The sequence below is a fragment of the Enterococcus sp. AAFC-DPL-5182 genome (assembly GCF_058216605.1).
Map to the genome: position 1 here is coordinate 2081548 of NZ_CM177101.1, position 22237 is coordinate 2103784.

The window sequence follows — 22237 nt, forward strand, 5'->3', positions numbered from 1 at the left end:
TTATCCTCTCCCTATGTTTATTCTATAATTTTTGCTTCTGATTTGATCTTTTCGGGTATGGATATCCCTAGTTTTTCTGCTTGCTTTTGATTAATAATAATATCACCCGTTTTAAAGGTATAAATTGGTGTTGTTGCAGGCTTGCTTTTACCTGACAAAATATCTGCTGTCATCTTTCCAGTTTGAACACCTAGATCAAACTGATTGATTCCCACCGTAGCCAGTCCACCTTGTTCAACCATTGTATCGACCGATGGAATAATTGGCGTTTTTGATTTATTGGCTTCATTGACTACAGTTTGCATCGCATTGGCAATGGTATTATCAGTAGGAATATAAATAACATCCACTTCACTTGTCATTACTTGAACCGTTTGCGCAATTTCGTTACTGGAAGGAACCGCAAAGCTTTTTACAGATAAGCCTTTTTTCTCAGCAACTTTTTTTGCTTCTTCAACTTGATACTTTGAGTTTTCCTCAGAAGATGCATAGAGGATTCCGACTTTTTTACTTTTCGGCAATAATTCCGTTACTAATTTAAATTGAGCATCAACTGGTGATTTATCACTTACACCCGTGATATTACCTCCTGGTTGTTGATTATCTTTTACTAATCCTGCGCTGACAGGATCCGTGATCGCTCCCAAAACAATCGGTATTTCTGATGTTGTATTAGCAAGTGCTTGAGCTGCTGGTGTGGCAATTCCAACTAGAACATCTGATTTTTTTTCTTGGACTAATTGTTGGCTCATCGTGGTCAACTTACTTTGATCAGCTTGTCCATTTTGAAAAACAATTGTCATATTTTTACCGTCTTCATAGCCTTTTTCTTTCAATCCAGCTTGAATCCCTTTGTAAATTTGATCTAAAGCAGGATGACTAACAAATTGTAGTACACCAACTGTTGGTAGCTTTTGCTTGGCTGTTTCTTTCTTCTCTACAAAAAATGATCCAATTAAAAAAATAACGATAATAACGACAACGACTGATAAACGATTCTTTCTCATCTATTTTCCTCCTAATTTAAAAACTGAATGGATTGATTCTGTCTTAACAAAAAAAAGCAATCAATGGCAGTGTTTTTTCTAAAAGCCAGATAATACTTAATGAAACAAACTCAATAGCAGTAAATAAAAAAACAACGACAAATCCTAATAAAGGAGTGGTCGTTGTTTTATAAACAAAAACCACATAGATTACTTATCTATGCGGTCAAAAATTCATCTTGAAAAAGCCGACATAGATACAAAATTTAGAATTTGTCTTCTAAAGTTGTATCTATGAGAGTATCATATATACAACTATCTACGCCAGTTTTGCCATGAACTATTCAATTCTTTGATTGGTTTTGATAGTCGATTCATATAATCACTCCTATAGTTTTCTAATACAGTCAGTTTACACTAAAGAGAAATTGTTCGTCAAGTCTAAAAAAGGGCTAAACTAAGAATATTTTGACTTTTGAGTTTTTTTCAATCGTTTACGATAACTCCAACTATCCTTATTTTCTTGGAAAGGATAAAACCCCAAGCGTGTAAACATTTTTTGAGACGCTTTATTCCAATTAAATATTTCACTAACAGTAATAAAATTTCGTCCCAACCTTTTAGCTTTATAAATGAAATACTTCGTGACTGTTCGACCAATATGGCGATTTCTAAAAGATCGATCTATTACAATCGCATAGTCATCTTCCGCCAGCCAAACATCTCCTATTATTTGAGAACGATCATTACTTATATACTCAATATAATAAAGTAAGCCATGTTCATTTTGCCATTCATACATTTGATTGATTTGTTCTTTCGTATATGTGATTTTTATTCCGACAATGTTACGCATACTGTCTGGATCTTGATACCATTTTAAAGACTCTTTGCGGAGTTTATCAAAAGGAATCAAACGAATATTTTCATTTAATCGAATTTTTTTGGATGTAGTACGATTGAAAGAGGACTCAGTATTAGGCTGAGTCCTCTTTTTTAATAAATCTGTTGCCAAAGTCCGCCATTTAGCGTTTGTCACGTCGTTCACTTCTTACATATACACGCTGTAATCTAGGTTTCAATATCAAAAGTCCTAATAAACTGAATAGAATAAATTCTCTCATATCAAGCCCTTCTTTCTAAAATTGGTTTATTGCGCTACTGAATCAGCTTCAACAGATTGATCTACTGTCTGTTCTACCGGCTGTTCTTCTTCACCAGTTGATTGTTCTTCTTCTATTGTTTGAGTCGTGTCAGTTGTTGCTTCTGTTGAAGTTGAAGAGGCTGGCGGTTGAATATTTTTTTCTACACTTGGTAGTGGCAACTGATTTAAACTTGGAATCAACATTGTTTTTATGTCGAGACTTTCATCAATAAGAACTCTATTTTTCTCTTTGCCATTTTCAAAAAAGACAATCGTCACATCATCCTTCTTAATTTTATAATTATTTTCAATCTTCTGTGCATCATAAACGATTGGGTAGATATAAATGCTATGATTAAATTCTTTCATTTGCTTAGAACTTTTTAGCACATCGATGATTTCTCCGTAAGTTTTTCCACTTGGTACTGAAAACAAAACAGTCATTGCCGTCTTTTCACTGATTTCTTTATCTGCAGTTTTAGCATTTAAAAAATTTGCTTTTTTTGTCAGTTTATCTTGATTCACTAAAGAGTTGATCTCTGAAGCACGAATATTTGCTTGTACTTTAGGCACTACTATAAACAAACTTATAATAAATAGAACAATCACAGCTAAAATAATGGCAGTAAGTTTTTTCTGTCTATTTATAGAAGCCACAAAATCATCTTTAACATCAATAAAATTTTTCTTCATGTGTTCTCTCCTCTACTACTTATATCCCTATTATACTAGTAGTTCATTCCTTTGCCTAGTATAACAAATAATGCTCCCGTTATTTTTAGCAAAAAATAGAATATTTTCTTTTAAAACATATATAAATATTAAAAAACAACAATAATAAAATCACCTGTTGACAAAATACGACCCCTAGCCTATACTTTCCTTAATGATGAATAAATTAAAATACGATGAAAAGAAGAGTACTATTTTTATAAAATTGATGAGAGAGTCTCGGCAGCTGAAAAGAGATAATTTTTGAAAATAGGAAGATGGTCTTTGAGTAGTTTATTGGGAACGCCCATTACAGCGTCATGGTATCGATGAATATCATCCGTACCTATTGAGGAAAATCTTGTAAGAGATTTTTGAATTAAAGGTGGTAACACGATCAGTCGTCCTTTACTTTTGCGAAAAAGTATTGGGCTTTTTTTGTATTTTTATAAGTCTGATAAAATAATGGAGGAACAATTATGACAAAAAACAAGCAAACCATCCCTTTTCGTTATGATACCGTAGGGAGTTTTCTACGACCAGAACCCCTAAAAACTGCACGAGCAGCATTTGTTAATGGGGATATTTCTAAAGAGGAATTGACCCAAGTCGAAGATCAAGCGATTATCGACTTGATTGAAAAGCAGAAAAAAATTGGCTTACACGCTGTTACTGATGGTGAATTCAGACGTCGTTGGTGGCATTTAGACTTTATTGCAGGGTTAAAGGGTATCACTGTTTATGATTTTCAAACGACCGCTTTTGGTATCACAACTGATGCTCAAGGGACTTATGTCAGTGGTCCTTTGTCTTTTTCAAACGATCATCCTTTTCTAGACCACTTTCGTTTTACTCAAAAACATGCAGCACCAATTCTAGCTAAACAAACGATCCCTGGTCCTAATATGATCTTTTTAGATTCACTGATTTTGTCAAAACAATACAATGAAAATCCAATTTATGAGTCTTTAGAGGTATTCAAAAAAGACTTAATCAAAACATATCAAGACGCGATTCAAGCTTTCTATGATGCTGGATGTCGCTATTTACAACTGGATGATACAAGTTGGGGCGGATTATTTGATGAACGTTTCCGTAAAATGATCAAAGATAATGGTCTGGATGCTGATCAATTATTAAGTGATTTCCAAGAAGTAACTGAAAAATCTTTAGAAAATAAACCAGCTGATTTAGCTGTTACCTTCCATTTTTGTAAAGGAAATTTCCAGTCCCATTGGCTTTATAACGGCTCATACGAAAAAATCGCAAAAAATTTATTTTCCATCGAAGCATTTGACGGTTTCTTCTTAGAATATGACGATGAACGGTCTGGCGGGTTTGAACCACTTAAAGAATTAAAACAGCAACGAATCGTGTTAGGCTTAATCACAACCAAAAATGGTCAGTTAGAGGAGTCTTCTACTATTATTAAACGAATCAACGAAGCCAGTCAATTTGTTCCTTTAGATCAAATTTGTCTATCACCACAATGTGGATTTGCGTCCACTCATGAGGGGAACCATTTGACTGAAGAAGACCAATGGAAAAAAATTGAACTTGTAAAAAATATTGCTAAAACTATCTGGCAAGACGCTTAAAAAAAGGAGGAAACAAAATGACAAACATTAAAGAAATTCCATTTCGTTACGATCAGGTAGGAAGTTTTTTACGACCTCATGCATTGAAAACAGCAAGAGAACAGTTTTTAGATAAAACTATATCTGCTGAAGATTTAAAAAAGATCGAAGATCAAGCTATCATTGAACTAATTGATAATCAAATTAAAAATGGTTTAAAAGCCGTAACTGATGGTGAATTTCGCCGTAGTTGGTGGCATTTAGATTTTCTTTGGGGCCTAAACGGCGTTGAACAAACAACACCCGAACATGGTTATCAATTTAATGAAGTAGAAACAAGAGCCGCTTCTTATCAAATTTCAGATAAAGTCACATTCAATCCAAATCATCCATTTTTTGAAGCCTTTACTTTTTTAAACGAACATACACCAGAAGGGATCATCGCGAAAGCAACGATTCCTTCCCCAACACTACTTTTCAACCGTAAAAGTGATACATTCACCTATGCAAGTTACACCGACGAAAAAGTTTTTATTGATGACTTGGCCGAGGCTTATCATCAAACGATTCTGAAATTTTACAATTTAGGTTGCCGTTATCTCCAATTAGATGATACTTCTTGGGGAATGTACACAGGCTTTATCGAAAATGCTAAAACTGAAGAAGAGATCAAACATTGGCAACAACAATGTGAAGCCGGCGTTTCTGTAGTCAATCAATTGCTGGAAGATTTACCTGAGGATTTAACAATCACAATGCATGTTTGCCGAGGCAATTACAAATCCGACTGGGCTATTGCAGGTCCTTATGATCATGTCGCTACTTATTTAGCACGTTTAAATATTGACGGCTATTTCTTAGAATATGACGATGAGCGCTCTGGAGGATTTGAGCCGTTAGCACAAATCTATAAAAACGGTCCTGCAAAAAAGGTAGTCCTTGGTTTAGTCACTTCTAAGTTTCCTACATTAGAATCAGAAGACAATTTACGCAAACGAATTTCTGAAGCTGCAACTTACATCCCGCTAACTAATCTTTGTCTCTCTCCCCAATGCGGATTTGCCTCTACTGAGGAAGGGAACCATCTGACTGAAGATGAACAATGGGCGAAAGTACGATTAGTTGTTGATACTGCTAAATCTGTCTGGAATGACGCTTAAAAAACAGGTTAAGCCAAAAGTCGCTTAGGTTCGAGCAATACAAAAAGCGAACAATACGCTTTTTGTATTGCTCGCTTTTTTACGAAATTACCGAAGATTCTGACTTTTGGCCACCGTTTATCAAGTTTTAGAGTGAGTAACATTTTTTTGTTACTCACTCTTTTTATTTATCGATTCACCGAACGAGCCATCCGATTGATCGTATGACGCATTCCACGAATCGCAACAGACATTTCATAAATATTTTCAACTGGAGCTAATCCACCATAGCCAGCATCGCCAATGTGTTGAATGTCTACTCCACATATTTTATTCGTCAATGCAATTTGACGAATCGTTTCTTTATTTGCACTTTCTTGACTCGTTCCGATTGCTGACATTGTCAATAGATCATATTTTTTAGCAATTGCTACCGCTGCTTTCATATCTTCTTCTGTAAAACCTTGAACTGTCCCAACAGCAGGCAATAATAAAATATCTGCTCCAGCCTTTGCATAAGCTTCGACAGCTTCCGTCGATACAACTGGCTCATCAGAACCTGCACTATGCATTTTTCCAGCAATAATCAATCCTGAGAAGTTTTCTTTTGCGATTTTTACCGCTTTAGCAATCTCTAAATTCGTTACTCCAGTGCCGGGATTTCCAGTTAAACAAATAAAATCAATCCCCATTTTTTCGGCTTTTTGAATCGTTTCTTTTGAACTTGTACGACCATTACTAATTGTGAGTTTATCACTAAACATTGCAGATGAGTCATCAACCGGCTCCAAATTCACACCGATTGGACGTCCTACCAATTCTTTTAAAATAGGAATTGGGTTAATTTTATTTTTTTCTGGATTTTGCCAATAGTTCATAACCTCTTCCATAGACATACCAGGAATTCCTTGTACGATCGGGTTAAAACAATCGAAAACATTTAACAGAATCAAATCTGCTCCAAATGCTGCCGCAACTTCGGCATTACTAATATCACCAGCTTGCGGGGACGCTATAACGACATTTTCAGACAAAATCGTCCGTCCTTCACTCGCTTTAATCGACTGCTTTAACTCTTCTGCTGTCATTTTTGCGACTTCACTGTAACTTGCACTGATCAATCTTTTTACCATATTTGTTCCTCCTAATTTGAAAGTGTAGCAGACTCGTTCAGCTCTGACCGAAAAATAAAAAAATCTGTTTATGATGCTTTATGTTACAGGCAGATTTTATCTTTTTTCCGAAGAGCTAGCCCTTGTAGCTAGATAAATAACTTTACCCTTATTATACTAAAAAACAAAAGAAAGCGCAGTCAATTACTAGATAGATTCATCAATTTCACATTCTTAGGCTTTTATTCTCCCCTTCCTTTATAAATAAAAAGAACTCCGTTATAATAGTATTATTATGTATATAGAATTGAGGGATGTTTATGTCATTTGATGGCGTATTTACTCATGCAATGGTCTCCGAATTATCCGAGACTTTAGCCACAGGCCGAATTTCAAAAATTCATCAGCCTTATGAAAATGAAATTATTTTAGTTATCCGCACTAAAGGGAAAAATCATAAATTACTTTTATCAGCTCACCCAAGTTATGCACGGGTCCAACTGACTGAAATCGCTTATGCTAATCCTGACACACCGCCAAATTTTGTGATGATGTTGCGTAAGTTTCTTGAAGGTGCCATTTTAGAACAGATTCATCAAGTCGATAATGATCGGGTGATCCATTTTACTTTCGCAAAAAGAGATGAGCTAGGTGATTTACAAAACATTGTCCTGATCGTCGAATTGATGGGCAGACACAGTACAGTTGTTTTGATAAACAAAGAAAACGGTAAGATTCTCGATGCGATTAAACACATCGGTAGTTCTCAAAATAGTTACCGCTCTTTACTTCCAGGCATGGAATATATCGATCCGCCAAAACAAGATCAACCAAATCCATTTTTAGTAAGTAAAGAAAAAGTCTTTGAAATTCTTTCAATGACAAGTGAAATCAATGGAAAATATTTACAAAGTCAATTCCAAGGTTTAGGTAGAGACACTGCTGATGAATTAGCTTTGCGTTTAAATGAACGTCCTAACGAGAAGATGCTTGTATGGCAATCATTTTGGTCTTCACTTACAAGTGACATTTCTCCTACTTTAACCTTCACTGAGAAAAAAGAATACTTTACACCTCTTCCTTTTAACTCTCTAGTTGGAAAACAACAAAATTTTGAGAATCTAAGTGAATTACTGGATGCATTTTATGGTGGAAAAGCTGAAAAAGACCGCGTTAAACAACAAGGTGGCGAATTGATCCATAAAATTGAAAATGAATTGAAACGAAACCAAAGTAAAGTGGTGAAACTTAAGCAAACATTAGCAGATACAGAACATGCCGAAAATTATCGTCGTGATGGTGAATTGTTAACCACATTTATGACTCAAGTTCCAAAAGGTGCTGAATTTGTTGAACTGCCGAATTATTATGAAGAGGATCAGTTATTGAAAATTAAATTAAACCCAGCCCTTACCCCAAATCAAAATGCACAAAAGTATTTCCAAAAATATCAAAAGCTCAAAAATGCCGTTAAAGTTGTTCATGGTCAAATTGAGCAGGCAAATCAAGAAATAAGCTACCTAGAATCCGTTCTATCGCAATTGGAAATTGCTGGGCCAATGGATATCGAAATGATTCGTGAAGAATTGATTGAACAAGGATACGTCAAAAAACGTGGTGTAAAAAAACACAAACAACTCAAAAAAAGTAAACCAGAAGAATTTTATTCAAGCGATGGCAGCTTGATTCTTGTCGGTCGTAATAATCTTCAAAATGATCAGCTTACACTTAGAACAGCTAAAAAAACTGACATTTGGCTACATGCTAAAGATATTCCTGGTTCCCATGTAATCATCAAAGATCCTGAGCCTTCTGAGAAAACTCTTTTGGAAGCAGCGAATCTTGCGGCTTATTATTCGAAATATCGCCTCTCAGCTCAAGTCCCAGTTGATTATGTTCAGGTCAAACATGTTCATAAACCAAACGGTGCTAAACCAGGCTATGTTATTTATGAGAATCAAAAAACACTCTATGTTACACCAGATGAACAATTACTCGAAATATTAAAAACGAACAAACCTTATTAAATGGTTTGTTCGTTTTTCTTTAACTATTGGCGATTATTGCCCGTTCTACTAATTTATTTGCTACATCAGCGATAATAGTGTTAGCAGAAACACCTTGTAATAAAGGTTTTTTAATAGTCATATAAAATATATACTTAGGATTTTCGGTCGGTGTGATCGTAACGACAGAGTGTAAATATTCTTGTTTTTGATACTTACCATTCTCAAAGAATTCTGCCGTCCCAGTCTTTGCAGAGACATTCAGTCCATCTATTGCGTATTCTTTCCCCATTCCATACTTAGGATCTGTGGTAACGTCTTTCATATATTCTAAGACTTTCCCAGCAGTTTCGCTTGAAATTGGAGTCCCCACGGTTTCTGGTTCAATAACTGTTTCTTTTCCATTTGAAGAAACTACTTTACTTATAATGTTCGGTTTCAGCATTTTTCCACCATTAGCAATTGCAGTATACGCCTGAAGCATTTGTAAGTGAGTAACGGAGATTCCTTGACCATAAGATGTCATTGCTCTATCTACTGTTGTCTTGTTCTGAATTTCTCCCGCAGCTTCACCTGCTAGACCGAAATTTGTACTTTGACCAAAACCAAATTTTTTAAGATACTCTTGCCATAAATCAGGCATCCGCTCTTGAAGTGTCACCATTCCGACATTACTTGACCATGCTAGACCTTGTCTAAACGTCATCGGTCCATCACCTACACCGCTATTCCAGTCATTGATTGTTGTATCATCAACTTTGATATTTCCTGAATTAAACTGTTCAGTTTCGTTAAATTTATTTTCTTCGATCGCACTTGCAATCATCATGCTTTTCATCGTTGATCCTGGTTCATAAACATCTTCTACTAAAATATTACTCCAACGAGCACTATTAGGATCTTCTAAGCCTTTTCTTGTATCTAATTCAAATGATGGTCGTTGAGAAGTTGCTACTATATTTCCAGTTTTCGCTTCCATCAAAGTTGCCGTGATATGCTCTGGTTGATACTTCTGCGCAGCATCATCTAGAAGCTCCTCCAAATAAAACTGTAGATTTGTATCCAATGTGGTGTAGATATCACTCCCATCAACTCGTTTCTTCTCTTTCACACTTCCAGGCTTTACATCGCCTAACGCAGAGTTTTTTTCGTAACTTCTAGAGCCATTTTTACCAGATAGCTTATCGTCGTATGCCTCTTCAATTCCCATGACACCCTGTTCGTTTCCTTTTTTATCTTGTTGAGTGTAACCCACAAAATAGGAAGCAAAATTTCCGACTTGATACGCACGTTTTTTCTCTTCTTTAAAGTAAATACCTGAAATTTTTTTCTTATCTAGTTCAGTTTGGATCGTTCTTTTCGTTTCAAAATTCAAATTTTTACCGTTCGTTCCAAACTCAACAGTTGTGACAGTTTCTCCTTCATCATTGACACTAGGTTTTAATTGTTTTAAGGTTATCTCTTTATCTATTTTTACATATTTTTCAAAAATTTCAGCGATTGTCTCCCAATCTTTTTCTTGAACATACAATTTTTTACCGTCTAAATCTGTATAGTTTTGATCTAAAATAGCGTATAGTGAAAACGCACTAGAATCTTCCACCAATACATTGCCATCTTTATCGAAAATCGATCCTCGTTTAGCCTCTAGAATCTCATGAACTTCATAAAGATCTTTGGTTTTTTCAGAAAGATTGGTTCCAGCCACTTTACCTGTAAGTAAAATATAGGAAAAGCGAATTGTAAATAGTAAGAAAAGTAAGCTGGTTAAAAATAGAATAATGACACCAACTCGTTTTCGGTTTTTAGTGGTTGAAAGATTGCGTTTTTTAAGTATTTCTTTTATTTTTTTCATTCAAGCATATCTCCAAATTTTTTTAGGCTGATTTTTCTACAGATATTTATTGGCAGATTTTCAGCGAATAGTGTTCTTTCATTGTACCTCTTTTGCTTCCCCTCTTTTTGTTTACGATTCCCTTCTTAAACAAAAATTAGAGTATTGTAACAAAAAAAACACATTTAATTTTTTCAGTTTACGATTTCTGTAGTCGGTCCAAATAATTCTTCTTAAATAACTAAAAAAACGAGTATATGCTTCAATCCATATTTGAAGTATATACTCGTTTTAATTATTTCTTTCTTGCTACATGTACTTTTAATTGTTTGCCTTTGATTGTTCTTTCTTTCATCGCTTGAATCACAAGTTGACCTTTGCCATTTAGAATATCAACGTACGTCACGTTTTCTTGAATGGTAATAATACCGATGTCTTCTGATGTGATTCCTTCAATTTTTGAAATAGTTCCTACAAAATCAAGTGCGCGTAATTTCTTTTTCTTACCACCGTTGAAATAAACTTTTGTGATTTCTTCATTTACACGTTTGGCTTTTTGTTGTTTAGGCTTTTGTTTTGTTGTTATTTTCTTTTCAAAAGCTGATTTACTTTTGGCGACTAACTTAGCATTAGGTAACGTGATCGGTGTCATTGTTAATTCACCAAAGGATTCAATTTCTTTTTTCAACGTCTCTTCTTTAGGCGTCACGAATGTCAGCGCAAAGCCTTCTTTTCCTGCACGTCCTGTTCGTCCTACCCGATGAATATAACTTTCTTTTTCAAAAGGAACATCGAGATTGATGACGTGAGTGATATTTTCAATATCAATGCCTCGAGCTGCCACATCTGTCGCCACAAGATAACGAAACTTGCTTTTTCTAAAGGCATCCATCACTTCAAAACGATCTTCTTGTATCATACCACCATGCAATTTCCCAACAGGATAACCTGCGTCAACTAAGAAATCGTATGTGTCATTAACTCTTTCTTGTGTATTGCCAAAAATGATACAAGTATCCGGATTTTCAACTATCGTCACCGCTTCTAATGCTGCCAATTTGCTTTCCTCAGATACATTTAAAAAAGCATGTTGAATTTTAGGCGTTGTTTTCTCTGTCGCTTCTATTTTTACGATAATAGGGTTATGTAGATATGAACTACTCATCTGTTCAATTGTTTTTGGCATTGTTGCAGAAAATAATAGCGTATTTTTTGCTTCTGGTAAGGCTGCGATTATTTCTTTCACTTGTTCGATGAATCCCATATTTAGCATCTCGTCTGCTTCATCGATCACTAAACAATTGATTTTTTCAAGAGGAAGTGTCCCTTTTAAGATATGGTCTAATACTCGACCAGGGGTTCCAACAACGATATGACTTTTTTGTTTTAATTCTGATTTTTGCTTAACATATGAAGCTTTTCCATAAACTGCAGTAGCTTTTATCCGTTTGTAACGTCCAATATTGATAAGATCTTCTTGCACTTGCTGCGCTAACTCTCTTGTTGGTTCTAGAACAAGTACTTGCGGTTTATTTTCCACCCAGTCGACTTTTTCGCAAAGCGGGATACCGAAACTAGCAGTTTTTCCACTTCCGGTCTGTGACTGGACTAGAACATCTCTTCCATCCAGCACTGCTGGCATGACTGCTTGTTGAACTGGTGTTGGTGTTTGGTAACCTAAATCTGAAATTGCTTTTACGATTACGTCACTTAGCGGATAATCGTTGAAATTTATTCTATTCATTGTTTCACCATTCTTCTCTTGTATTGATCAAAATATTTTACACACGTTAGAATTCCTTTAGTGTGACCTTATTTATCATCTTAGTAGTCCAAATATTTTTTTAGACTCAGTTCCTTATTATCCATGAAAAACCATTGAACTGCAAGGGGGTAGATTCCTCTTGTTCTTCTGCGTAAATCAGAAGCTAGTGGTTAAATCATTTTTTTCTTAAACGAACAAGTTGTGCTGAGTATTATGATGGCTTGATTTGCACTTGGAGATTGTTTTATTATAGCACTTTTTGATCGTTCAACTAATCTATCTAAAATAGATATTGAATCAATTGTGCATGATTACTTATCAGGAATAGGATTTATCGCACTTCTTATCGCTACCTTTATTTTGATGAAACTCTACGGTTTAGAAAAAAATTATTTATTTGTACAAAAACTTAGGATTATCTTTATCATTCTAAGAAAAAATAAAAAACAATCACGATGATAGTTCGAAACTAAATCGTGATTGTTTTTTTAGTACTTTTCCATTCAAGACTTTTCTTTTTAGAATTATAAAAAAACTGATTCTATTTGATCCACATAGTTGATATCATACTTCAAAAAACTCATCTCCAACAGACAAACCGACCACTTAAACAAAAAGTCTTTTCGCTTTTAAAAAAAATGCTCCACCATCGAAAAAGTCTTTTGCGAATTCACCTTTTCGCCCTTGTTTCCAAAAGACTTTTCATCAACATCCCTTGATTTACTAAGATCTTGTACACTTTTTTCTTCAACCAATAGCTATCGCACAAATGCCTTCATCGTTTTAATTGTTTTACCCAAACTAGCTCCATAAGGTTCAATATCATATACTTCGATAGTTGCAGGAATAATAAACGTCTGCGCATATTGAATGCGATAAGGTGCAAACTCATCTTTAGGACTAGTCACTAATGCTTCTTCCCCTTCAACCAAATTCAAGACATTTACACTCCCATGATTTTCATGGTGTACTTTTTGATTAAATGTATGTCGTCTTGTTTCGATAAACTCTGTTTCGTGAAGTCCTGTTTTTTCTTCCAACCAGCCTTCACCTTGTGCGATTACTATAAATGGATTGATCAATTCTTTCTCAACCCACTTTTCATCTTTGTATATGTCAATATTAGGTTCTCCATGGTCAATATTGACTGGTCTAGGTAAGCCATCGAAATCTACTCGATCCCAATCCCAAAGCTTAAAAGTAAAACGATTTGGTGTCGCACTAATTTCTAAAATGACCGAATCTTTCCCACTAGAGTGAATCGTACCAGAAGGGATAGAGTAATGATCGTGCTTTTTCATCACATGGCGGTAAATATATTTTTCATCGTCAAAACTTACTTGCCCTGTTTCTGCCTCTTTTAACGCATTGATCAACTCTTCTTTTTCAATACCTTCATTTACACCTAAGTAAACAACTGCATCATTTTTGGCTTCTAACACATAATAACTTTCATCTTGAGTATAAGGAACGCCGAATTTTTCTTGTGCATAGTCTACTTTAGGATGAACTTGTAAGCTTAAATTTTGACCATCCATCGTATCTAAAAAATTGAAGCGGATAGGAAATTCATGCCCAAATCGGCCAAATGCCCTGTTACCTAAAAGTTCTTCCCCAAAGTTAAAAATCAAGTTGTTCGCTGGAATCTCAATACATGTTCCTGAAAAATTTAACAGTAAACTATTTTCTTCTGGTACCCCATTAAAACTCCACGCTAAATTCTTTTCTTCGTGTCCGATGTCAAATGTTTTCTGCATCCATGTTCCGCCCCAAATTCCTGGATCAAAAAAGGGAACTAATGAAAAGGGCTGAGAAACAACTTCTTTCAAACCATTTAAGTAATCCTTATAGGCAATCATTTTCGGTTGTTTTTCATCATGAATGTCTATTAAATAATCTATTTTTCCAGCAATTTTTTTCTTATGACGATCCGCTATTGGCCATTCAAAAAAATAGCCGCGTTTGATCATTCGTAAGGCATCTTCTCCTGCGTTATTTCCAAACCAATTACTATATTCTCCAGAACGGTAGCGTTTTTGGATCTCCCAACGTGCCAAATCGACATAAATCAGTATATCTACATTATCGACAAGAGAAGCCCCTACACCGTATATAACTGAAAGTTCTTGTGTAGCTCTTACTTCATTCAATTTATCTGCTACGATCTTAAATTTTGCTTCATCGACAAAATCCTCAAAAATATGATGACTCATCAAACCAAAGATTCGGTCATCCGTTAAATTATCTTGGATTTTTTTATTTAATTCAGATGACTCTATGAATAGTTCAGTGGCATTGATAATCATAGCTGATTTTAACGGACAAATGATTTTTTCTAACAAAAGAGTTTCATTTGAAACTGGATAACACTCGATTGCGATCGTTAAAGCGTGATTCTTATTTTTTTGTTCTAGTAACGTTTTGACAATTTCTTCATAAGATGTAATAACTGTTGCCTGATTTTGCATTCTTATCTCAGGTCGTACAATGGATGACTTCAAATTTTCCCTCTCCTTTTTTAAATACTCTGACTGGAAAATAGCAGTTTACGTAATCATGTCCTGATTCTGTTGACCAGCATGCACCGACTGATAGTTTTTCAGTACCGATATTGATCAAACGATGGCTTGTCCTTCCAGGAATATAATGAATTGAACCTGTGGAAACCTTCTCAAGTTCATAAGTGCCATTCTCATAAACTAAAAGTAGCAGACCACATCCTTTTAATCCCCAATAATATTCGCCTGTATCTTTTTTTTGATGCAAATGACCTTTCGTCATATAAAATTCCTCACCTACAGTGCCAGGCATTACATGTGAGATCCCAAGAAACAAGCCTCCTTTTTGCCCCTCTTGTAATCCATTGTCATGATATTCAACTTCATAGATGACTTTAGAAAGGTCAAAATTTTGATTGTTTTCTTGATAATACTCTAGGTAACTTTCAAGCTTAGTTTGATTGGTTTTAATAGCCTTTCCTTCCAGACAAGGTATCTTTTCATTAAGACGAATTAGCGCTTTCGCCATTTTCCAGCTCCTTTCTACGGTTGAAACGCTGCCCATATTCTTTGATATTTCAATGGATCCGTCACAAATTCAAATCGCGACATTTTTTCTTCGTATTGTGTATATAAATTCTTTTTGGATAAGCCAAACTCAGGATACTCTCTGGCTTGTTTTATTTCTAAGCCTTCATGTATATAATGAGAATTGTTTAGCCATTTTACTACACCTTTTTCAACGATTGGATAATAAGCTAAACCTTGACGTTTTCTAATTTCTTTATATTCAAACGCATAGTCCCGAACGCACCAAGCGCCAAAGAACATTTTTTTATTTTGAGAAGCATTTACAGTATAATGGGCCCAATTTGGTGGTACGATAACAATCTCTCCTGCTTTAGCTAAAATCGCTACACATCGTCCTGGTAAATCCTTAACGAACTCCTGCATATAAATATATGCTTCTCCTTGCCATATTTCATATACTTCTGGTGTAGAAGACTGACATGAAGCTGATACTGCATGGATATGTCCTTGACTACGGACCAGTTCATTGCCAATCAAACCAGCATTATATGCAACGATTCCATATAATAAATTACGTTTTCTCAAATCTTCAAAATGATCCTTTTTCCCAACATCCATTGCAATTGAATATAGAATGTCTGGTCCTTTTGCCTCTCTATCTAGCAAGCTAGCACGAATATCTTTCAAGTATCTTTTTTCTACTTTTTCAGGATGAAAAATACCTGAGCCAAATTGAAAGGACAAGTCTGCTTCTTCCAACTGAACATCAAGCACCCTCTCAAAAGTCATCCTCAGACTCTCCATCTGAAAGAATTGTATAATCTTGAATCGCTTCTTTAGCCGCACTTATTACTTCGGGAATTAATTGTTCAACTGGTTTGACTGCACTTGATAGAATCAAATCCAGCACTAGCGGAAGATTCATACCACTTAACAACCTCACATTACCAGTTTCCGCAAAAAAACTATACGCCGTAGCTCCTGGTGAACCTGAAGGAATATCGCTTACAATAATTGTATGATCTACCTTATTTTCATTTTCTAAAAAGCGCAACTTTTCTTTAAAATGCTCGATTCCTTGTTCATCTAGTTCTACGGCATAAAGCTGTGATTGCTCACCGATAATAAACTCAACGGCTTTTTTTATCCCAGTTGCCAAACCGAGATGACTTACTAAAATGATTCGATTATTCATTTATATCCTATCTCCTTTTGTCATTAGTTAAAAATCCTAAATCACATTTGAATAGTTGTGTTTATAGTATCCAATTGTTTTTAAAATAGATAAGCTAGACCAACGCCAGCAAATGCGACGATAAAATAAATCATAATCAGTTTCACTGGAGAAACATTTTTCTTCGCCATCAAATACCAAGAAAAGAAAATCACTAAAAGCGGTGCTAGTTTAGGAAAAATACCATCTAGTATTGCTTGAACATCAATTTCTGTTCCTGTTAAAGCAAATTTTGCGGGTATCTCAAGTTTTACATAAGAAGCTGCTACACCTCCAATAACTGTCATTCCTAAAACAGTAATCGCCTTTGTTATTTGCTGTGCTTTTTCTCCAGTAAATACATCCACAGATTCAGCACCAAGTTCATATCCTTTAAAAAAGAGATAACGAGAGCCAAAATACATAATGCAGTTATACGCAACAATATAGAAAAGAACGCCTAGAATGCTGCCATTTGAAGATAAGCCCATCCCGATTGAAAGTAAAATCGGAATCAACATTCCTGGTACCATTGAGTCGCCAATACCAGCTAAAGGGCCCATTAAACCAATCTTCAAACTATTGATCAACTCACCTGTAATGCCAGAATTCCCTAAAGCTTTTTGTTCTTCAAGTCCAGCTGAGATTCCATTGATCAATGCTCCAACTTGAGGTTCCGTATTATAAAACGCAGTATGGCGCTCCATCATCTCTTTTTTCTTTTCAGGTTCTTCACTGTATAATTTATCAGCTATTGGTTCCATTGACAGCGCAAATCCCATCGCTTCTAAAAACTCAAAGCTCATGGCAACCAAGTTATACATCATCCATTTGTGGTATGACTTTGTTAAGGTTTTTTTATCTAATAATTTTTCTGTCATTATTAAAACTCCTCCTCATCCTCTTCGTCAACTACACCATTTGGAGTAACTACTCCTTTTTTACTCGAACCTGTATAGTACAGATACGCGATGACAGCTGCTACGATTGTTAGCGCAATCATATTTAAATTTAAAAAGACAATACAAACAAATCCTAATAAGAAGAAAAGAAACAGTGAATTCTCTTTAACCACTGCTGTAAGTAACATTGCAATCCCAATCGCTGGCAAAACACCACCTAAATAACTCATAACATCGATCAAATATTGAGGCATAGAATCCAACATTGTTTTAGCAAAGCCTGAACCAAAATACACAACTAAGAATGAAGGCAAGAAACGAGAAATAAAGTTTGTTGCTTGAGGCCCTGCAATGGCATTTAAGCGAAATTTCCGATAATCGCCTTCTTGAATAGCTGCTACCGCTCGATGATTCCAAAATGAGTTGACTACTTGATATAAGTTAAACACGATCGTACCTAGAACGCCAATGGTCGTAGCCAAGGTTACAGCGACTTCAGTACTTGCATTTGATAACATCGCTAAAGCAATAGCTGGAAAAGCCACAAAGTTTAGATCTGCCGGCATCTGTCCTCCAGGTGTAACCATTGCAATATAGACTGTTTGAATCGCAACACCAATCAAAATTCCCTGTTTCAGATCACCTAAAATTAACCCAACGATCATTCCTGATACTAATGGGCGCGTAATTGTATACCATCCACCTGTCAAACCCAGTAGCCATGGTGTCGATAAAGCACCAAGATAACAGAAGATCGACACCGCAACTGCTTGAAATAATAAGGTTCCATTCATTATTACTCTCCTCCTTCAGCTTTCAGTTCAGTCCAAGTTTTCTTTTTGGAATCGGGTACCAATTGAAATGAAATGGTCATCCCATTTTTTTGCAATGTATCAAAAGCCGTTTCTTCAGTTCGAATCATACTTAAGTTTTTACCGTATTTTTTTGCCCCTTCCCTAACACTCATCGGTCCAACATTTAACTCTTGATGCTCAGAAATAAAATCGACACCGCTTTCAAAAATTCTAACAAGTGTTTCTGGTGAACGTGCAATTAGAAAATATTGTCTCTTGCTTTCAACAATCTTAGGCCATTTTTGTATTAATTCTGCTTCTGTTAACACAAAACCTTTTAACGGCGAGGGAACTGCTGACTTCAACATTTTAGCAAGTACCGGATTATTTGCTGATGGATCATCTACCGCTACGACCCCATCACATTTTCTTTCACTCATCCAACGTGTAACCACTTGTCCATGAATAATTCGATCGTCAATTCTAATAAATGAAATTGCCATATTTCTTCCTCCTCATATTGACATATTGTCATTACATTATATTATAAAGAAAATATATTTCTGTTTTCAGAAATACACTTTCATTTAATTAAGTTTAGCCTTCTACATAGTAGCGATACTCACTACCTATATAAAAACACTCTGAGTACTCGTGAAAATCTTTCCCTAATTGTTGAGTGATTCTTACTCGTTTTAAAATCGGCGTATGTTCATTGATTTCAAGAGCTTGTACTAATTGTTCACTTGGTTCGATTGCTTCAACATATTCTTTAATTGAATCTACAACAATATCAAATTTTTTCAAATATTCATAAAAAGAACCGTAATAGTCTTGGCTATCTATTGAAAAACGTTGATCAAAGGTAAAGTAGGTATCAAAAAAAGCAAATGCTAGATCGTCCGTTCCAAAAACCCGTTGAAGATTTAAAACAGGCTCACCTTCTTTGATATTTAAAAAGTTCGCAATTTTAGCTGACGCAGTCTTTTTTTCTATTTTAGCTTGTAGAGTATGGACTTTTCTTCCAAGATCATTCATTTCTTGCGTAAAGCTTTTTACAATCGTTTCCTTGATTTCTGGCTCTTTGGATTGTACAAATGTTCCTACAGCTCGTTTACGATACAAGAGTCCTTCATTAACTAATTGATCAATCGCTTTACGAATCGTAATCCGACTGACATCATAGATATTGCATAGTTCAAACTCCGTAGGAATTTGATCTTCAACCTCCCATTCGCCTGAATGAATCTTGAATTTTAAGTCGCTGGCAATTTGAATATACAAGGGTAATCTATTGTCATTCATTGTCTCACCTTCCGTTCACATCTTATTGTCATAACAATAGCACACGGTTGTGTTTATTGCAAGTTTATTTTTTATGTATGTAACGTTAAATGCAGCAGAAACTATGAATATCGCTTTATTTTATTACATCTTTTATGTATTTTCCAGATAGAACATTCATACAATTGTTCTATACATTTTGATATTGATTAGCAATAATTTTAATCTGTTTATATCTTTTTTGTGCTTATGACAAAAATGTGATCGGGACATAACTCTTTACGTTATGTCCCGATCACGTGAAATCTGTCTAAAGTCTTAATTTAAAAGAAACAACCCTTTTCTCCTAAATCTTTATAACATTTTATTCACCTAAAATCATCAACTGACATTTTCTATTTCGTTTTCGGTTTTGGTCAAAATCTATAAAGTAAATATACCCAACTGAACCTATTTGAAGTCCTGCATCTTTCACAATAAAGGTTTCACTAGCACCGAATAAAGAAGCTCGTATATGGGCATCTCCATTTAAGATTGTTCCCGGATCACAGGGATAGTTTGGATCATCCAAACTCATTAGGAATTCAAGATGTTTGGGACCTGGATAACGATAATTGGTTTCTTCTGACAACTCTCTAGGAATGATTTCATCTAGAATACGATTAAGATCCACTTGTAAAAATTCGTCTCCATTAAAATCTAAATCGTGAACATATTCTTCAAAAATCACTGAACAAGTCGTATGCGGCGATTGAACAACACATATCCCATTTTGAAGCTCACTCTCTTTTACGGCTTGTTTCACTTCTTCTGTAATATTATGATAACTTACACGTTGTCCATTAGACGTCAAAATTAAATCTTTTGTATATATTTTCATTTCTTATGACTCCTTTAACTCTGCTCTGACTTTAACAACTTCTTCTACCATATCTTGCAACGTTTGAACTGGGTCTTTTGCACACACAATACCACTCGTCCCACCTGTTCCATCCGCTCCCGATTCTAGCGCTTGACGAACATCCTCAATCGTACTGATCCCTGCAGCTTGAAGCACAAGCGTGTTGGGTGAAACTGATTTTACAGCTTGATTTGTTTGTTTCATATACGAACTATCGCTGGTCTTCCCAGTCCCGATCAACTCTGTCGGTTCACAAACCATAACATCAGGTTTAAGTGTAGCAATTGCATGCGCTTCAGCAATTGAATCTGCACACGCAATAACCAAAATCCCTTGCTCCTGCGCTCTTTTCATAATCGTTACTAATTGATTGATCCCAACAGGATGCTCCGCATGATTCAAAAATGTTGCTTGCACGCCTGCCTCTACAAGTCCTTCTGGTAAAATATAACCCATACCTGGTCCGACTGTTAAGCCATCCATATGTTGTACGGTAAGAATCAAATGCTTTGTTGCTTGAGAAATTCTATATGCATCCACATACTGAACCGTGAAAAAAATATCGATATCATACTTACCAGCAAGTTCATCTGCTTTTTCCGCTAATTTTAGAGCATCATCCCCATATAAATATGCTTTTGGATTCACACAGAAAAATGGTGCTCGAACCGTCCTTTTCTTCAATTTGATCACCTCTTTTATTTAGTTGCAAATAGTGTATAATAATGCTCCAACGTATTTCCCATCGCTTGATTGGCTAGTTTTTTTAGTCGAACATAATCTGTTGGAGATTCTCGTTCGATGGTTTTCATCGCAGCCGTAATAAAATCAGTAAAAATATTGATTTTACTAATTCCCTCTGTTGCACATCGATGTAAATTTTCGTCACCTGATGAAGAACCTCCGTGTAATACAAGGGGTGTTTTTACAGCTTCTCGAAGTTCGGCTAAACGGTCAAAACTTATTTTAGGTGTTCCCTTGTAAAAACCGTGAGCTGTTCCGATGGAAACGGCTAAAGAATCTACGTTTGTCTCTTCAACAAAACGCACCGCATCTGTTACCTCCGTATATATGGAATCACTGTGATCATGATTTTCATAATTCAAACCAGAACCGACAAAACCAATTTCAGCTTCAACAACTACTCCTCTTTCATGAGCATAGTCTGAAATTGCTTTAGACCGCCGAACATTCTCTGCAAATGAATCAAGAGACGCATCGATCATGACAGATGAAAAGCCTAATTCTATTGCTTGTTTAATAATCTTTTCATCTTGTCCATGATCTAAATGCAAGACCACTGGCACTTGCGCTTTTTTTGCTAAATAATTTCCGATCAAGGCTGCTTCTTCCAGCGACATCATATCCATATGTGCTTGTGCAAAAGCTAAAATCAACGGTTTATTCATTCGTTCAGCCGCGTTTACGTAAGATCGTGCTGAATCTAAGTCAAAGAAATTAGCAGCAGGAATAGCAAATTGTTCTTTTTGCGCCCTATTAAATAATTCTTTAGATGTAACTAACAAAGCAATTCCTCCTATTCTTTGATTTTAGCTTCGATTTCTTGATACATTTCCTCAGTTCCCATTCCCGTCAATAACGGTAACCCCATGATTATTTTATCCTTGATTTTATCTGGTACGACTGTTGTACTAACGATGATGTCATAATCATCAATTCTGTTCATCTCATCTGCGACTTTTGATTGGTATAATTTCACATCGTTTTCATAACCCTTTTCTTTCAACCAATCTTTCACTTTGTTTGTTACGATTGTAGAAGTAGCTACACCTGTCCCACACATAATCAACATTTTTTTCATTATCCATACTTCCTCTCT

At 35.5% G+C, this 22237-nt stretch carries 21 protein-coding genes; 3 read left to right on the top strand and 18 right to left on the bottom strand.

The window, feature by feature from the left end:
• Nucleotides 1-17: 17 nt before the first annotated feature.
• From trpX to AC4BB7_RS09660, 3 genes are all read right to left on the bottom strand, one after another.
• Nucleotides 18-1007 carry a tryptophan ABC transporter substrate-binding protein gene (gene trpX, locus AC4BB7_RS09650; RefSeq protein WP_086313275.1) on the bottom strand — a complete coding sequence of 330 codons (990 nt, stop codon included), beginning with the start codon at nt 1005-1007 and terminating at the stop codon, nt 18-20.
• A gap of 436 nt (nt 1008-1443) precedes the next feature.
• Nucleotides 1444-2025 (bottom strand): GNAT family N-acetyltransferase, encoded by a 582-nt coding sequence (locus AC4BB7_RS09655; protein ID WP_086313277.1) that lies wholly within the window; start codon nt 2023-2025, stop codon nt 1444-1446.
• A 111-nt stretch (nt 2026-2136) separates the two neighbouring features.
• On the bottom strand, nt 2137-2823 hold the full coding sequence (locus AC4BB7_RS09660) for a hypothetical protein (RefSeq protein ID WP_490482874.1): 687 nt from the start codon (nt 2821-2823) through the stop codon (nt 2137-2139).
• A gap of 497 nt (nt 2824-3320) precedes the next feature.
• Between AC4BB7_RS09660 and AC4BB7_RS09665 the strand changes: the two genes are divergently transcribed.
• Both AC4BB7_RS09665 and AC4BB7_RS09670 read left to right on the top strand, forming a co-directional pair.
• Nucleotides 3321-4439, top strand: a complete 1119-nt coding sequence (locus tag AC4BB7_RS09665) for a 5-methyltetrahydropteroyltriglutamate--homocysteine S-methyltransferase (RefSeq protein ID WP_490482875.1) — start codon at nt 3321-3323, stop codon at nt 4437-4439.
• Between the two features lie 17 nt (nt 4440-4456).
• Nucleotides 4457-5578 carry a 5-methyltetrahydropteroyltriglutamate--homocysteine S-methyltransferase gene (locus tag AC4BB7_RS09670; protein WP_490482876.1) on the top strand — a complete coding sequence of 374 codons (1122 nt, stop codon included), beginning with the start codon at nt 4457-4459 and terminating at the stop codon, nt 5576-5578.
• 167 nt (nt 5579-5745) lie between these two features.
• On the opposite strand, the gene AC4BB7_RS09675 is transcribed toward AC4BB7_RS09670, so the two are convergent.
• Nucleotides 5746-6690 carry a DUF7916 family protein gene (locus AC4BB7_RS09675; RefSeq protein WP_490482877.1) on the bottom strand — a complete coding sequence of 315 codons (945 nt, stop codon included), beginning with the start codon at nt 6688-6690 and terminating at the stop codon, nt 5746-5748.
• Nucleotides 6691-6989: 299 nt separating this feature from the next.
• Here AC4BB7_RS09675 and efbA point away from each other — a divergent pair, with 299 nt between their 5' ends.
• Complete coding sequence (efbA, locus tag AC4BB7_RS09680; protein ID WP_490482878.1) at nt 6990-8696, top strand: fibronectin-binding protein EfbA; 1707 nt, start codon at nt 6990-6992, stop codon at nt 8694-8696.
• Between the two features lie 19 nt (nt 8697-8715).
• Here the strand turns inward: efbA and AC4BB7_RS09685 are convergent, their stop codons facing one another.
• From AC4BB7_RS09685 to AC4BB7_RS09750, 14 genes are all read right to left on the bottom strand, one after another.
• Nucleotides 8716-10530: a penicillin-binding transpeptidase domain-containing protein gene (locus tag AC4BB7_RS09685; RefSeq protein WP_490482879.1), complete on the bottom strand. Its 1815-nt coding sequence runs from the start codon at nt 10528-10530 to the stop codon at nt 8716-8718.
• A 274-nt stretch (nt 10531-10804) separates the two neighbouring features.
• Nucleotides 10805-12253 (bottom strand): DEAD/DEAH box helicase, encoded by a 1449-nt coding sequence (locus tag AC4BB7_RS09690; protein WP_490482880.1) that lies wholly within the window; start codon nt 12251-12253, stop codon nt 10805-10807.
• Between the two features lie 779 nt (nt 12254-13032).
• Complete coding sequence (locus AC4BB7_RS09695) at nt 13033-14775, bottom strand: class I mannose-6-phosphate isomerase (RefSeq protein WP_490482881.1); 1743 nt, start codon at nt 14773-14775, stop codon at nt 13033-13035.
• Nucleotides 14750-15301 (bottom strand): glucose-6-phosphate isomerase family protein, encoded by a 552-nt coding sequence (locus AC4BB7_RS09700; RefSeq protein ID WP_490482882.1) that lies wholly within the window; start codon nt 15299-15301, stop codon nt 14750-14752. The genes AC4BB7_RS09695 and AC4BB7_RS09700 overlap by 26 nt, the downstream gene beginning before the upstream one ends.
• 14 nt (nt 15302-15315) lie before the next feature.
• Nucleotides 15316-16092 (bottom strand): glucose-6-phosphate isomerase family protein, encoded by a 777-nt coding sequence (locus tag AC4BB7_RS09705; protein WP_490482883.1) that lies wholly within the window; start codon nt 16090-16092, stop codon nt 15316-15318.
• Entirely contained in the window at nt 16082-16498 is a 417-nt protein-coding gene (locus tag AC4BB7_RS09710) for a PTS sugar transporter subunit IIA (RefSeq protein WP_490482884.1), read from the bottom strand. Before AC4BB7_RS09710 ends, AC4BB7_RS09705 begins: the two co-directional genes overlap by 11 nt.
• A gap of 80 nt (nt 16499-16578) precedes the next feature.
• Complete coding sequence (locus AC4BB7_RS09715) at nt 16579-17397, bottom strand: PTS system mannose/fructose/sorbose family transporter subunit IID (RefSeq protein WP_490482885.1); 819 nt, start codon at nt 17395-17397, stop codon at nt 16579-16581.
• Nucleotides 17398-17399: 2 nt separating this feature from the next.
• The gene (locus tag AC4BB7_RS09720) at nt 17400-18212 is read right to left on the bottom strand and encodes a PTS mannose/fructose/sorbose/N-acetylgalactosamine transporter subunit IIC (protein ID WP_490482886.1); all 813 of its coding nucleotides are present in this window, start codon (nt 18210-18212) and stop codon (nt 17400-17402) included.
• Between the two features lie 2 nt (nt 18213-18214).
• Nucleotides 18215-18715 (bottom strand): PTS sugar transporter subunit IIB, encoded by a 501-nt coding sequence (locus AC4BB7_RS09725; protein WP_086313301.1) that lies wholly within the window; start codon nt 18713-18715, stop codon nt 18215-18217.
• 94 nt (nt 18716-18809) lie between these two features.
• Entirely contained in the window at nt 18810-19517 is a 708-nt protein-coding gene (locus AC4BB7_RS09730) for a GntR family transcriptional regulator (RefSeq protein WP_086313303.1), read from the bottom strand.
• 343 nt (nt 19518-19860) lie between these two features.
• Nucleotides 19861-20376 carry a YjbQ family protein gene (locus AC4BB7_RS09735; protein WP_086313305.1) on the bottom strand — a complete coding sequence of 172 codons (516 nt, stop codon included), beginning with the start codon at nt 20374-20376 and terminating at the stop codon, nt 19861-19863.
• Nucleotides 20377-20379: 3 nt separating this feature from the next.
• Nucleotides 20380-21081: a triose-phosphate isomerase gene (locus tag AC4BB7_RS09740; RefSeq protein WP_086313307.1), complete on the bottom strand. Its 702-nt coding sequence runs from the start codon at nt 21079-21081 to the stop codon at nt 20380-20382.
• Between the two features lie 14 nt (nt 21082-21095).
• Nucleotides 21096-21923 carry a class II fructose-bisphosphate aldolase gene (locus AC4BB7_RS09745; protein ID WP_490482887.1) on the bottom strand — a complete coding sequence of 276 codons (828 nt, stop codon included), beginning with the start codon at nt 21921-21923 and terminating at the stop codon, nt 21096-21098.
• 11 nt (nt 21924-21934) lie between these two features.
• On the bottom strand, nt 21935-22219 hold the full coding sequence (locus AC4BB7_RS09750; protein WP_086313310.1) for a PTS sugar transporter subunit IIB: 285 nt from the start codon (nt 22217-22219) through the stop codon (nt 21935-21937).
• Nucleotides 22220-22237: the final 18 nt, after the last annotated feature.